The 13,107-nt window shown below is 69.9% G+C and carries 13 protein-coding genes, 1 tRNA gene and 2 pseudogenes; 14 read left to right on the top strand and 2 right to left on the bottom strand.

Features of this window, described 5'->3' with window-relative positions; all coding sequences use genetic code 11:
• The first annotated feature begins 271 nt into the window (after positions 1-271).
• Positions 272-2,674: an Rne/Rng family ribonuclease gene (locus NHL53_RS13705; RefSeq protein WP_433777444.1), complete on the top strand. Its 2,403-nt coding sequence runs from the start codon at positions 272-274 to the stop codon at positions 2,672-2,674.
• Positions 2,675-2,687: 13 nt separating this feature from the next.
• Here the strand turns inward: NHL53_RS13705 and NHL53_RS13700 are convergent, their stop codons facing one another.
• On the bottom strand, positions 2,688-2,963 hold the full coding sequence (locus tag NHL53_RS13700; protein WP_433777443.1) for a DUF4031 domain-containing protein: 276 nt from the start codon (positions 2,961-2,963) through the stop codon (positions 2,688-2,690).
• A 237-nt stretch (positions 2,964-3,200) separates the two neighbouring features.
• Here NHL53_RS13700 and rplU point away from each other — a divergent pair, with 237 nt between their 5' ends.
• The 12 genes and pseudogenes from rplU to NHL53_RS13640 all read left to right on the top strand — a co-directional run.
• Positions 3,201-3,509, top strand: coding sequence for a 50S ribosomal protein L21 (gene rplU / locus NHL53_RS13695; RefSeq protein WP_433777442.1), 309 nt, complete (start codon positions 3,201-3,203; stop codon positions 3,507-3,509).
• 22 nt (positions 3,510-3,531) lie between these two features.
• On the top strand, positions 3,532-3,789 hold the full coding sequence (rpmA, locus tag NHL53_RS13690; protein ID WP_433777441.1) for a 50S ribosomal protein L27: 258 nt from the start codon (positions 3,532-3,534) through the stop codon (positions 3,787-3,789).
• Between the two features lie 108 nt (positions 3,790-3,897).
• Positions 3,898-5,421 carry a GTPase ObgE gene (obgE, locus tag NHL53_RS13685; RefSeq protein ID WP_433777440.1) on the top strand — a complete coding sequence of 508 codons (1,524 nt, stop codon included), beginning with the start codon at positions 3,898-3,900 and terminating at the stop codon, positions 5,419-5,421.
• A complete protein-coding gene (gene proB / locus NHL53_RS13680) occupies positions 5,418-6,257 on the top strand; it encodes a glutamate 5-kinase (protein WP_433777439.1) in 840 nt (279 codons plus the stop codon). Before obgE ends, proB begins: the two co-directional genes overlap by 4 nt.
• A gap of 7 nt (positions 6,258-6,264) precedes the next feature.
• On the top strand, positions 6,265-7,518 hold the full coding sequence (locus NHL53_RS13675; protein ID WP_433777438.1) for a glutamate-5-semialdehyde dehydrogenase: 1,254 nt from the start codon (positions 6,265-6,267) through the stop codon (positions 7,516-7,518).
• Between the two features lie 79 nt (positions 7,519-7,597).
• On the top strand, positions 7,598-7,792 hold the full coding sequence (locus NHL53_RS13670; RefSeq protein ID WP_433777437.1) for a hypothetical protein: 195 nt from the start codon (positions 7,598-7,600) through the stop codon (positions 7,790-7,792).
• Between the two features lie 10 nt (positions 7,793-7,802).
• Positions 7,803-8,402, top strand: coding sequence for a nicotinate-nucleotide adenylyltransferase (nadD, locus tag NHL53_RS13665; protein ID WP_433777436.1), 600 nt, complete (start codon positions 7,803-7,805; stop codon positions 8,400-8,402).
• Positions 8,399-9,559 carry a hypothetical protein gene (locus NHL53_RS13660; RefSeq protein ID WP_433777435.1) on the top strand — a complete coding sequence of 387 codons (1,161 nt, stop codon included), beginning with the start codon at positions 8,399-8,401 and terminating at the stop codon, positions 9,557-9,559. Before nadD ends, NHL53_RS13660 begins: the two co-directional genes overlap by 4 nt.
• Complete coding sequence (gene rsfS, locus NHL53_RS13655) at positions 9,559-9,948, top strand: ribosome silencing factor (protein ID WP_433777434.1); 390 nt, start codon at positions 9,559-9,561, stop codon at positions 9,946-9,948. Before NHL53_RS13660 ends, rsfS begins: the two co-directional genes overlap by 1 nt.
• Before the next feature lie 57 nt (positions 9,949-10,005).
• Positions 10,006-10,081 (top strand) — tRNA-Ala (locus NHL53_RS13650).
• A 79-nt stretch (positions 10,082-10,160) separates the two neighbouring features.
• Complete coding sequence (locus NHL53_RS13645) at positions 10,161-10,751, top strand: hypothetical protein (protein ID WP_433777433.1); 591 nt, start codon at positions 10,161-10,163, stop codon at positions 10,749-10,751.
• A 96-nt stretch (positions 10,752-10,847) separates the two neighbouring features.
• Positions 10,848-12,146: pseudogene (locus NHL53_RS13640) on the top strand (ISL3 family transposase); the annotation flags it as partial.
• 597 nt (positions 12,147-12,743) lie between these two features.
• Here the strand turns inward: NHL53_RS13640 and NHL53_RS13635 are convergent.
• A pseudogene (locus NHL53_RS13635) lies at positions 12,744-12,920 on the bottom strand (PrgI family protein); the annotation flags it as partial.
• Positions 12,921-12,983: 63 nt separating this feature from the next.
• On the opposite strand from NHL53_RS13635, the gene NHL53_RS13630 reads away from it, so the two are divergent.
• On the top strand, positions 12,984-13,107 hold a 124-nt coding region (locus tag NHL53_RS13630), incomplete at its 3' end, for a transposase (RefSeq protein WP_433777461.1).

The following is a 13,107-nucleotide window of genomic DNA, read 5'->3' as shown; positions in this document are numbered from 1 at the left end:
CAGTCTCGCACCCCTGCCGCGGGGCGGCTCTCAGCACCGCGCGGGGCGGCGTGGAGCCGGTTCGCCGTCGAGGTGCGATAATGAACCCGTACGGCCCGGCGCACGCGCGAGGGGCCGACGAGCGACACGAGACTTCGGAGCGACGAATGCTCCGCGCGGCCAGAGCGTTCCACGCCGGTCGCAGACCGTTAACAGGGGTCGGGTCCCGCACGGGGACGACCACGCGATTTTCACGGTCGGCTGGGCCGATCGTGCAGGGAGTTCGCCAGAGATGGCCGAAGACAACGAGAACACAGAGACCGAGACCCAGGCTCCGACGGAGCGGCCGGCGACCGCCGACGGGGCGACCGCTCCGCAGGGCGCGGGCGCCGAGGACGCGCAGCGCGAGGAGTCCCCGGAGCGGGTCGAGAGCCCGTCGGACGAGGCGGAGACGCGCTCGTCGGACGGCGAGCCGCGGGGTGCAGACGAGAAGGGCCGCGCGCGGAGCGACGAGCCGGAGCGCGCCGACGAGACGGCCGAGCCGGAGATCCCCACGGCGGTGAGCCTCGGCCTCCTCGACGCCGACTTCGAATCGCGCGTCTCGACGCGCCTCGCCTTCTACGCCCCGGACCTGTCCCTCTTCCCGGAGCCCCCGGCGGACGACCACGACGACGCGAACGAGGGCGGCAACCGCTCCTCGCGCCGCCGGCGGCGCCGCGGAGGCTCCGACGACGCGCAGGACGGCGGACGCGGGCGCCAGCGGGTGGTCGAGGTCGTCACCGAGCCGCAGCGGATCAAGGGATCCACGCGCCTCGAGGCGAAGAAGCAGCGCCGTCGCGACGGGCGCGAGGCGGGGCGTCGCCGCTCGGTCGTGACCGAGGCGGAGTTCCTCGCGCGCCGCGAGTCGGTCGACCGCCAGATGATCATCCGCACGAAGCAGGGGCGCACGCAGATCGGCGTGCTCGAGGACGACGTGCTCGTCGAGCACTACGTCGCCCGCGCGCAGGACGCGTCGCTCATCGGCAACGTGTACCTCGGGCGCGTGCAGAACGTGCTGCCGAGCATGGAGGCGGCGTTCGTCGACATCGGCCGGGGCCGCAACGCGGTGCTCTACTCGGGCGAGGTCGACTGGGACGCCGTCGAGACGGGCAACCAGCCCCGCCGCATCGAGCTGGCCCTGAAGCCGGGCGACCGGGTGCTCGTGCAGGTCACGAAGGATCCGGTCGGCCACAAGGGCGCGCGCCTCACGAGCCAGATCTCCCTCCCCGGCCGCTACCTCGTGTACGTGCCTGGCGGATCCATGAACGGCATCTCGCGCAAGCTGCCCGACACCGAGCGGGCGCGCCTCAAGAAGATCCTCAAGAAGGTGCTGCCCGAGCAGTCGGGCGTCATCGTGCGCACGGCGGCGGAGGGCGCGACCGAGGAGCAGCTCACGCGCGACGTCAACCGCCTCACGCAGCAGTGGGCGCACATCAACTCGCTCGTCGAGAAGGGGAACGCCCCGACCCTGCTGCACAGCGAGCCCGACCTGCTCGTGAAGATCGTGCGCGACGTCTTCAACGAGGACTTCGCGAAGATGTCGATCCAGGGCGAGGAGTCGCACCGCACGATCTCGAGCTACCTCGAGTCGGTCGCCCCCGACCTGCTCGAGCGGGTCGAGGTCTACGAGGGCGACGGCGACCCGTTCGACGAGTTCCGCATCACGGAGCAGATCGAGAAGGCCCTGGAGCGCAAGGTGTGGCTGCCCTCTGGCGGATCGCTCGTCATCGACCGCACCGAGGCGATGACGGTCATCGACGTCAACACCGGCAAGTTCGTCGGCTCGGGCGGCAACCTCGAGGAGACGGTGACGAAGAACAACCTCGAGGCGGCCGAGGAGATCGTGCGCCAGCTGCGGCTGCGCGACATCGGCGGCATCATCGTCGTCGACTTCATCGACATGGTGCTGGAGTCGAACCGCGATCTCGTGCTGCGGCGCCTCGTCGAGTGCCTGGGCCGCGACCGCACGAAGCACCAGGTGGCGGAGGTCACCTCGCTCGGCCTCGTGCAGATGACCCGCAAGAAGCTCGGCCTGGGGCTCCTCGAGACCTTCAGCGAGGCGTGCGAGGTCTGCGCCGGACGCGGGGTGATCGTGCACCACGATCCGGTGTCCAAGCATCGCTCGAGCGGCGGCTCGCGTCGCTCCCGCGGCGGGAACGGCGGCGGCAAGGGCGGCCGCTCCTCGTCGTCGAACGGCGACGGCGGAGGGGCCTCCTCCTCCGCGCCGAAGGAGGACAAGGCCCCCGTGAACACCGAGGGCGCGAAGTCGGCGCTCGCGAAGATCGCGGCCTCCACCCTCCCTCACGAGGAGCACGCGGCCGACGCGCCGACCTCCTCCGCCGAGCCGGCGTCGCTCGACCAGCTCGCGATCGGCCTCCCCGAGGGGCCGCGCGGGGGAGCGGAGGCCGAGAGCAGGTCGTCGGAGCCCCGCGCGAAGCGCCCGCGCCGCAGCAAGCGCCCGGCGCAGACGTCGCCCGCCGCCCCGGAGACGCCGTCCTCGGCGAAGCCCGAGGCGACGCAGCTGCTCGACTCCGTGCTGAACGCGCTGCCCGAGCCGAAGGCCCCCGGGCAGGGACGCTCGCGCCGCCGCGTCACGACGGCCGCCCTGCAGGGCACGGCCGTCTCGGTGTCGCCGGCCGCGAACGACGAGAAGTGATCAGAAGGGCCGGTCAGCGCTTCGCCGGCCGGTCCTTCGCCCGCACCCGCAGGCCCGATGCGATGAGGGCGCGGGTGAGCTGCGCCGCGGTCACACGCCGCGCCCCGAGCGCGACGAGGCGATCGATCGCCTCCTCGGGGACGTCGTAGTGGTCGAGGTCGAAGCTCACGCGCGGCAGATCCGCCCGCTCCGCGAAGGCGTGCAGCTCGGCGAGCGACGCGTCGCTCACGAGGTGCGCCCAGAGGCGGCCGTGGGCGGGCCAGAGCGGGGTGTCGACGAGGATCGTCATCCCGCCAGCCTAGATCCGCGGGCCGGATGCGCGACGCGCCGCCCGGCCTGATTGCCCTCACAGGAACGGATCGGGTAGAGTTAACCGCTGGTGCGTCACCGTGTCGCGCGCTCTCCCACTGGCGGCGCGACGAGAAAGCCTTGCAGACGCACATGCGCTCCACCCAGCGCGATGCAAGCAGAGTCTTACCGTGAGATGCGATGGCCCCGCGCCATCCCCGATGAAACAGGTATCAACGTGGTCTACGCAGTTGTTCGCGCCGGTGGTCGGCAGGAGAAGGTCGAGGTCGGATCGGTCGTGACCCTCGACCGTGTCCCGGCTGCCGAGGGTGAGACGATCGAGCTGCCCGCCGTCCTCTTCGTCGACGGCGACGCCGTGACGACCGACGCCGACGCGCTGGCGAAGGTCAAGGTCACCGCCGAGGTCCTCGGCGACCTCCGCGGCCCGAAGATCGTCATCCAGAAGTTCAAGAACAAGACCGGTTACAAGAAGCGCCAGGGGCACCGTCAGGAGCTCACGCGCGTCAAGGTCACCGGCATCAAGTAATCCGTCGAGAGAGGCTCGGGAAATGGCATCTAAGAAGGGCGTAAGCTCCACTCGCAACGGTCGCGACTCGAACGCCCAGCGCCTCGGCGTGAAGCGCTTCGCCGGCCAGGACGTCAACGCGGGTGAGATCCTCATCCGTCAGCGCGGCACGAAGTTCCACCCCGGTGCGAACGTCGGCCGCGGCAAGGACGACACGCTGTTCGCCCTCGCGGCGGGCGCCGTGGAGTTCGGCAGCAAGGGCGGCCGCAAGGTCGTCAACGTGGTGGCTGCCGCGGAGTAATCTCCGACCACCACTCATCTGCATTCCGAAAGGGGGCGGGCCAGCTGAGCTCGCCCCCTTTCGAGTTCATCCGGGCTCCGCGCCCGCGCTCCCAGAGAAGAAGGATCGATGGTCACGTTCGTCGACGAGGTCACCCTGCACCTGAAGGCGGGGAGCGGCGGCAACGGGTGCGTGTCCGTCCACCGTGAGAAGTTCAAGCCCCTCGGCGGACCCGACGGCGGAAACGGCGGCGACGGCGGCGACGTCGTGCTCGTCGCCGACATGCAGACGACCACGCTGCTGAGCTACCACCACTCGCCGCACCGCAAGGCCGGCAACGGCGGCTTCGGCATGGGAGACCACCGTTCGGGCGCGCTCGGCGAGACGCTCGAGCTGCCGGTGCCCGTGGGGACGGTCGTGAAGGATCCGTCCGGCGAGGTCCTCGCCGACCTCGTCGAGCCGGGGATGCGCTTCATCGCGGCTCCCGGCGGCCAGGGCGGGCTGGGCAACGCCGCTCTCGCCTCGCGCAAGCGCAAGGCGCCCGGGTTCGCGCTGCTCGGCACGCCGGGATGGGAGGGCGACGTCGTCCTCGAGCTGAAGACGCTCGCCGACGTGGCCCTGGTGGGCTTCCCCTCCGCGGGCAAGTCGAGCCTCATCGCCGCGATCTCGGCCGCGCGGCCGAAGATCGCCGACTACCCCTTCACCACGCTGCACCCCAACCTCGGCGTGGTGCAGGCCGGCGACGTGCGGTACACCGTCGCCGACGTGCCCGGCCTCATCGAGGGCGCGAGCGAGGGGCGCGGCCTCGGCCTCGAGTTCCTCCGCCACGTCGAGCGGTGCACGGCGCTCGTGCACGTGCTCGACTGCGCGACGCTCGACCCGGGGCGCGATCCGGTCTCCGACCTCGAGGCGCTGCGCGCCGAGCTCGCGGCCTACGAGGTGCCCGAGGGGCAGGTGCCCCTGCTCGAGCGCCCGCAGCTCGTGGTGCTGAACAAGATCGACGTCCCCGACGCCGCCGAGCTGGCGGAGTTCGTCCGGCCCGACCTGGAGGCGGCGGGCTACCGCGTCTTCGAGGTGTCGACCGCGGCGCACACGGGGCTGCGCGAGCTGACCTACGCCATCGGCGAGATCGTCGCCGACCATCGCGCGGCGACGCCCGCCGAGGCGCCCGCGGAGCGCGTCATCATCCGCCCGCGAGGCTCCGAGAAGGAGTTCTCGGTGACGGTCGAGGGCGGCTCGTACGGCAACCTCTTCCGGATCCGGGGCGCGAAGCCGGAGCGCTGGGTGCACCAGACCGATTTCCAGAACGACGAGGCGATCGGCTATCTCGCCGATCGGCTCGAGAAGCTCGGCATCGAGAACGAGCTGTTCCGGGCCGGGGCCGTCCCCGGCTCGCCCGTCGTGATCGGCGACGACGACTCGGTCGTGTTCGACTGGGATCCGTCGCTGACGTCCGCCGCCGAGGTCACCCAGGTGCCGCGCGGGCTGGACGCACGACTCGAGAGCGGCGCACGCCGCACGACCGCAGAGCGCCGAGAGGCGTACCGGGCCCGTCAGGACGCGCGCACCATCGAGCGCGCCCTGGAAGAAGAGCGACGACTGGCCCGTGGAGACGACGACATGTCGCTCGAAGGGATGGACGATACGGAGTGACCGCGTACGCGCGCCAGGACATCAGCACCGCCAAGAGAGTCGTCGTCAAGGTCGGCTCGTCATCGATCAGCGGAGACGCCTCGTGGCGGATCGACATGCTCGTCGATGCGCTCATCCGGGCGCGCGGCCGAGGGCAGGAGATCATCCTCGTCTCGTCCGGCGCGATCGCGACGGCGGTGTCGCTCATGGATCTCGACGGCAGGCCCGCGGATCTCGCGACGCAGCAGGCGGCGGCGGCCGTCGGCCAGAACGTGCTCCTGTGGCGATGGCAGTCGAGCCTCGACCGCTTCGGCGTGCTGGCCGGCCAGGTGCTGCTCACGCTGAGCGACCTGCAGGAGGCGACGCCGCGGTCGAACGCCCGACGCGCCATCGAGCGGATGCTCACCCTCGGGGTGATGCCGATCGTCAACGAGAACGACACGGTCGCGACGCACGAGATCCGCTTCGGCGACAACGACCGCCTGTCGGCTCTCGTGGCGCGGCTCCTGCGCGCGGACGCCCTCGTCCTGCTCAGCGACATCGCGTCGCTCTACACGGCGCCGCCTGACCGCCCGGGCTCGCACCCGATCGACGTGATCGGGCCGGACGACGACCTGCGCTCCTACGAGTTCGGCGGCAAGGTGGTCAACAGCGTCGGAACGGGCGGAGCCGCGACCAAGGCGACCGCGGCGCGGCTGGCCCAGCAGGCCGGCGTCGGAGCGCTCGTGACGAGCGCGGACAACGTGCAGGAGGCGCTCGCGGGCCACGATGTGGGAACGTGGTTCGCGCCCGTCGAAGACGGCCACCCGAAGACCGAATCGCTCCCGATCATCCCGCTCGACGAGAACGAAGGCTGAGGACCCCGTGACCAGCGAGACCCCCGAGAGCCGCCTGAGGCTCGCCCAGACCGCCGCCCGCGAGATCGCGCGTCTCACGAGCGGGCAGAAGGCCGCGGCCCTCGAGGCGATCGCGGACGCGCTCGTCGCCGAGGCGCCGCGCATCGTGGAGGCCAACGCGGAGGACCTCTCCCGCGGACGCGAGAGCGGACTCGCCGAGTCGCTGCTCGACCGCCTCGCGCTCGGGGAGGAGCGGATCGCGGCTCTCGCGGAGGCCACGAGGCAGGTGGCGGCTCTGCCGGATCCGGTCGGCGAGGTCGTCCGCGGCCACCGCCTCGCCAACGGCGTGACGCTCGAGCAGGTGCGCGTGCCGTTCGGCGTCGTCGGCGCGATCTACGAGGCGCGCCCCAACGTGACGGTCGACATCGCGGCCCTGGCCCTCCGGTCCGGCAACGCGGTGGCGCTGCGCGGCGGCAGCGCCGCGATCCGCTCCAACATGGTCCTCGTGGACGTGATGCGCGGCGCGCTCGAGGCCGAGGGCATCACGGGCGAGGCGATCCAGACCGTCGACGACTTCGGCCGCGACGGCGCGCGGGCCCTCATGCGCGCCCGCGGCCTCGTCGACGTGCTCATCCCGCGCGGGAGCGCCGGGCTCATCGAGACGGTCGTCACGGAGTCGATCGTGCCGGTCATCGAGACCGGCGCGGGCAACGTGCACGTCGTGCTGGACAGCACCGCTCCGGACGACTGGGCGGTCGACATCGCCGTGAACTCGGCGACCCACAGGGTCAGCGTGTGCAACTCGGCGGAGAGCGTGCTCGTCGTGCGCGACGCGGCCGAGCGCCTCGTGCCGCTCGTGGTGCGCGCGCTGCAGGAGCGCGGCGCGACGGTGCACGGCGACGAGACGGTGCAGGCGCTGGCATCGGACGTCGTCCCGGCCACGGAGGACGACTGGCGCGAGGAGTACCTGAGCCTCGACATCGCGATGCGGGTGGTCGACTCCCTCGACGACGCGATCGACCACATCGCGACCTACAGCACGCACCACACGGAGGCGATCGTCACGCGCGACGTCGTGAACGCCGAGCGGTTCCTCGCGGAGGTCGACTCCGCCGCCGTGTACGTGAACGCCTCGACCCGCTTCACGGACGGGGCCGAGTTCGGCTTCGGCGCGGAGGTGGGCATCTCGACGCAGAAGCTGCACGCGCGCGGCCCCATGGGCCTCCCGGAGCTCACGAGCACCAAGTGGATCGGCCGCGGCACGGGGCAGATCCGCCCCTGACCCGCCGCTGACCGGATCCCTCAGCCCCGCGCGATAAGCTGAGGGGCAACATCGTCTTCCCCCTCTGAACGGAGCAAGGATGCATCTCGCCTCCTCCCTCGAGACCGTCGTCGCGGCCGCCGAGCACCACGGGAACGTGGCGCTCGAGACCCTTCCGTACGGCATCGTCGCGCTCGGCATCTTCGCGGTGCTCGGCATGATCGTCGCGTCCTACCGCAACGTCGCGAACCGCCACGCCGACCGCGGATCGCGTTCGGGCGACCACCAGCACTGAGGCGGCCCCGGTGACCACGGCCTCGCGGGCGCCTCGTGTCGGCGTGATGGGCGGGACGTTCGATCCCATCCATCACGGGCACCTCGTCGCCGCGAGCGAGGCCGCGACCTCGTTCGACCTCGACGAGGTGGTCTTCGTGCCGACCGGCCAGCCGTGGCACAAGAGCGACGTCTCGCCGGCGGAGTCCCGGTACGAGATGACGGTCATCGCCACCGCCTCGAACCCGAGCTTCACGGTCAGTCGGGTGGACATCGATCGCCGCGGGGTCACCTACACGGTCGACACCCTGCGCGACCTGCGGGAGGAGCGGCCAGAGGCCGAGTTCTTCTTCATCACCGGGGCGGACGCCGTGGCGCAGATGCTCAGCTGGCGGGATCATCATGAGCTGTGGGACCTCGCGCACTTCGTCGCGGTCTCGCGCCCCGGGCACGAGCTCGACACGGGCGAGCTGCCGGAGGAGGTCGTGAGCCGGCTGGAGATCCCCGCTCTGGCCATCTCGTCGACCGACTGCCGGGACCGGGTGAGGCGCGGGTTCCCGGTCTGGTACCTCGTCCCCGACGGGGTCGTGCAGTACATCGCGAAGCACCATCTGTATCGGAGCAGGGCATGAGCACTGAGAGCGAGCCGACCAGGCGTCCTCTGACGCGCCGCGAGCTGCGAGAGCTGCGCGCGAAGGGCGTCGATCCCGTCGAGAGCGATGCCGCGTCGCCCGAAGAGGATCCGGAGCAGGAGGCCCCGTCGGCGGAGGCCGGCGTGGCCTCGGAGGCCGCGCCCGTCGCCGACGCGGACGCCGACCCCGTCGAGAGCGCGGAGGATGCGCCGGCGGAGAGCGAGGCGTCTGACGCGGAGCCCGGTGCGGGCGAGGCCGTCGAGGACGAGCCGGAGCGCGCTCCCGAGGGCCCGCGCGCTCCCCACCTGGTCGCGAGCGCCGAGGACGGCGCCGACGGACGTCGCCCCCTCACGCGGCGCGAGCTGCGGCGTCTGCGCACGAACGAGCTGCCCGTCATCGGATCCGAGGGGTCCGAGCGGACGGAAGCCGATGAGGCGGACGCCCCCGAGGAGCTCGTCGCGGAGACGGAGACCACCGGCGCCGAGGCGACGGAGGTCGTCGTCGATGAGCCTGCCGACGCCGAGGAGACGGCGGGCGACGAGCGCCGCCCCATGCCCTGGGAGGCGCCGATCGCGCCGCAGCCGGAGCGTCGCGACACGCGGGATGAGGAGACCGTCGCGCTGACGGTCATCGACCCCTCGGGAGCGCGCACGGATCAGGGCGCGGATGCGGAGGCCCCGCGACCCCCGCTGTTCACGCGTCCGGAGCCGCCGAGGCCCGAGCCGTCGGGAGCCGAGGGCGACGCGCCCTCGCTGGCGCCGACGTTCGGCGCGGGCATCGCGCCGAAGCGGCCGCAGGAGAGCTTCGACGACCTCATCGCCCGAGGCAACGCGACGTCGCCGAGCTCCATCATCATGACCAGCTCGCACCGCCTTCCGGAGGGGCTGGGGTCGACGGGGGCCGCCCGCGGGACCACCGACGGCCGCGAGGTCGACGGCGTGCTGCTCGACAGCGAGCTGCCGCCGGCATCGTCGCCCACCCCGATCGCCGCGTCGTCGGCGATCTCGACGCAGAAGAGCGCGGGAGAGGTCCTGCGCCCGCCGAAGCCCGAGAAGGGGCGCGGCATCGTGCTCGTCCTCGGAATCACGGCGGGCGTCCTCGGCCTCGCCATCATCGGCACCCTCGTGGGTGCATACGCAATGGGAGTCTTCAACTAGTGGTTCACACGCCTGAGTCCGCCGAGATGCTGCAGGCGGCGGTCGTCGCCGCCGACAAGATGGGCGGGGAGGACCTCGTCGCTCTCGACGTGTCCGAGCCGATGCCGATGGCGGACATCTTCCTCATCGTCACGGGACGCTCCGACCGCAACGTCGTCGCCATCTCCGATGAGATCGAGCGCGCCCTGCACGAGAAGGGGCACCGCCTGCTGCGCCGCGAGGGCAAGCAGAGCGGCCGCTGGGTGCTGTGCGACTTCGGCGATCTCGTCGTGCACGTCTTCCACCAGGAGGAGCGCGACTACTACAGCCTCGAGCGGCTGTGGAAGGACTGCCCCGCTGTTCCCTTCGAACTCCCGACACGCCCGCACGACGCAGCCGATTTCGCGTGAACGCGAGGAGCGTTGTAAAGTAATGGAGTTGCCCGCGAGGGAGACATAACAGAATACGGGCCCATGGCGCAGCTGGTAGCGCACCTGCATGGCATGCAGGGGGTCGGGGGTTCGAGTCCCCCTGGGTCCACCAAATGTGAGAAGTTCGAAACTTCTCCCAGATGCACGCCGGTTTCGGCGGCGATCGAGTCTTCGATCGCTGACGAACCGGTGTGTTTTTGTTGTGTCACCGGGGATTTCGCGGCGGCGACCGCGTCGGTCGAAACGTACGAGATGGTTTCGTCCTCGTCGATGACGATTTTCTTGCACACCGCACGCAGCAAAATCTGGCGTGCAGCAGGTTCGCAACGCCGGTACAGAGCCCCCAGATCGGTGATCAGATCAGCGAGCTGATCGAGCCCGTCTCGCGCTTCCCGGTAGGTCGTGGCGAGGCCGTCCAGGCGACGCTTGATCGCATCGAGATTCGCGGTGATGCGGGCCTGCTCGCTCTTGAGCAGGTCGAGCGGGATCGCGTTGGCGTAGCGGGCTTGGACGAGCTTCAACCGTTCGGCTTCGAGCTTCTCAACCTGGGCTATCAGGAGCTTGCGCTCGTCGTCGGTGGAGGCGTCGAGCTGATCGAAGACGCGGCCCAGCACGGCCCGGGTCTGCTCGGCTTCTTCCTTGGTGAGCCCGAGGCTGCCAAAGGTGCGATCGACTTCGCGGTCGATGCGGTCGATCATGATGGCGGACCGGGTGCAGCCGTTCTTCTTCCTGCGGCCGGAGCAGGTGAAGTATTTGTACCGTTCGCGGCTCTTCGCAGATGAGGGTGTAGTCGTGGGGCGGCTGGTTGTCGCCGGGTAGGGGTCGAGGTCTTCCAGGATGGAAGTTCCTACACGACCGTCCGACGGAAGACCTCGACGTTGCCCCACCCTACTTTCACGACCCCGGATCTGACCACGTTCTGCGATCTCGACGAGCTCGGGCTCGTCGTTGTCGGGCAGCACCGCGGCCCGGATCGGACGACGTTGGAGTGTCGCGTCGCCGAGCCCGATCCGTGGTGCCGGCGGTGCGGCGCGGAAGGAGCGCCGCGGGACACTCTGGTCCGCCGGCTGGCGCATGTCCCGTTCGGACACCGTCAGACGACGCTGCTGGTCCGCGTCCGCCGCTACAAGTGCACGGGGTGCGGGCGGGTCTGGCGGCAGGACACCACCGCGGCGGCGGAGCCGGGCGCGAAGCTCTCTCGCGGCGGGATGCGCTGGGCGCTGGAAGCCGTCGTGGTCGATCACCTCACCGTCTCCCGCGCCGCGGCGGGTCTCGGTGTCGGCTGGCACACGGCGAACACCGCGGTGCTCGCGGAGGGCAAGCGGGTGCTGATCGATGATCCGGCCCGGTTCGACGGGGTTCGGGTGATCGGCGTCGACGAGCATGTCTGGCGGCACACGAGGCTGGGTGACAGGTTCGTCACCGTGATCATCGATCTCACTCCGATCCGCGAGAAGACAGGCCCGTCCAGGTTGCTGGACATGGTCGAGGGCCGCTCAAAGCAGGTGTTCAAGACCTGGCTCGCCGGCCGCCCGAACGAGTGGAGGCGAGGCATCGAGGTGGTCGCGATGGACGGGTTCACGGGGTTCAAGACCGCCGCTGCCGAGGAACTGCCCGACGCGATCGCGGTGATGGACCCGTTCCACGTCGTTCGCCTCGCCGGCGACGCCCTGGATGTCTGCCGGCGTCGCGTCCAGCAGTCCCTGCACGGGCGGCGCGGCCGGAAGGACGACCCGCTCTACAAGGCCCGCCGCACCCTCCACACCGGCGCCGGGCTCCTCACCGACCGGCAGCAAGCCCACCTCGAGTCCCTGTTCGCGGTCTCCGAGCACGTCGAGGTCGAGGCAACCTGGGGCATCTACCAGCGCATGATCGCCGCCTACCGGCAACCCGACAAGCAGGTCGGCAAGACGGCGATGAAGGCCGTGATCGACGCGGTCAGCGACGGCGTCCCGACCGCCCTGGTCGAGCTGCGTCGCCTGGGCCGGACGCTGAAGCAGCGCGCCGCGGACATCCTGGCGTTCTTCGACCAGCCCGGCACGTCGAACGGCCCCACAGAGGCGATCAACGGTCGCCTCGAGCACCTCCGCGGCTCCGCCCTCGGCTTCCGCAACCTGACGAACGACATCGCGAGGAGCCTGCTCGAGGCCGGCGGCTTCAGACCCCCCTACACCCCTGATTGCGAAGAGCCCGATATGCTTTGCATACGTGACCGATTGGGAGCGGTGCAGGCAAGGAGCGCAAGTATGAGTGATCTCGATCCACAATCAACTGAGATCGAGCTGATGAAGCGTCTTGGCATTGAGTCGTGGAGGAATCTCTCAAAAGACAAGTTCATGACCTTCGTGTCTGACCTGCCGAAGCTCGACAAGGAAGTTGCACTGAGCATCGTTGCGCAGTTCCCAAACTTCAAAGATCTGGTTTTGGGCACCTTCGAACAGGTGAAGGATGAAGTCACCCAGGCTCGTTCATTCAACTGGAAGAGTCAGAAGAAGGTGCATAAAGCCTTCGCTGAGTACCGCGAGATCCTTAGCCGCGAACTAGAACGAGAAGACCTATCTTCTGAGGATCGGTTCGCAATCCTGGGACTCTTGAAGGATGCGATAGATGCTGAAGCTGCAAAAGATTCAGAGAACAAGAAGTTTCAGACCATCATCACCGGCATGCTTGTGACCGCTGGTCTCGCTGTGGTGGGGACTGCAGTTGCTGCTCTTGGGGGGAAAACTCAGATCGGTGGAGATTCAAGCCCGACAGTCTGAGTCCTCCTTGCGATTTCAGATCACTCGGCATAGCGGCAAAGCCGCCGCGGTGAACGCCTGCGCCTGCTGACCCACGATCAGCCGGGTCTCGCACGATGCCTGGATCGCGGCCTGCTCGATCGCCGCGACAGCCGCGTCGAGATCTTCGGCATTGGACGCTGACACGGAGACGAGGCCGGTGTAGCGGAGGGGACTGCCCCGGGTTTGGTTGACGTCTGAACTTTGAGGATTCGTCCTCTCTGGAAGGATGTCCCAGTGACCGAGCCGTACCCGCAGGAGTTCCGCGACGACGTCGTGGCCGTGGCCCGCCAGGGTCAGGCGCCGTTGGCGCAGATCGCGAAGGACTTCGGCATCTCCGAAGGCTCGCTGACGAACTGGC

It is taken from the genome of Microbacterium sp. gxy059 (assembly GCF_050958665.1).
GTDB lineage: Bacteria > Actinomycetota > Actinomycetes > Actinomycetales > Microbacteriaceae > Microbacterium.
Note: the sequence above shows the minus strand (reverse complement) of the source record. Positions and strands in the feature narration are given on the sequence as shown.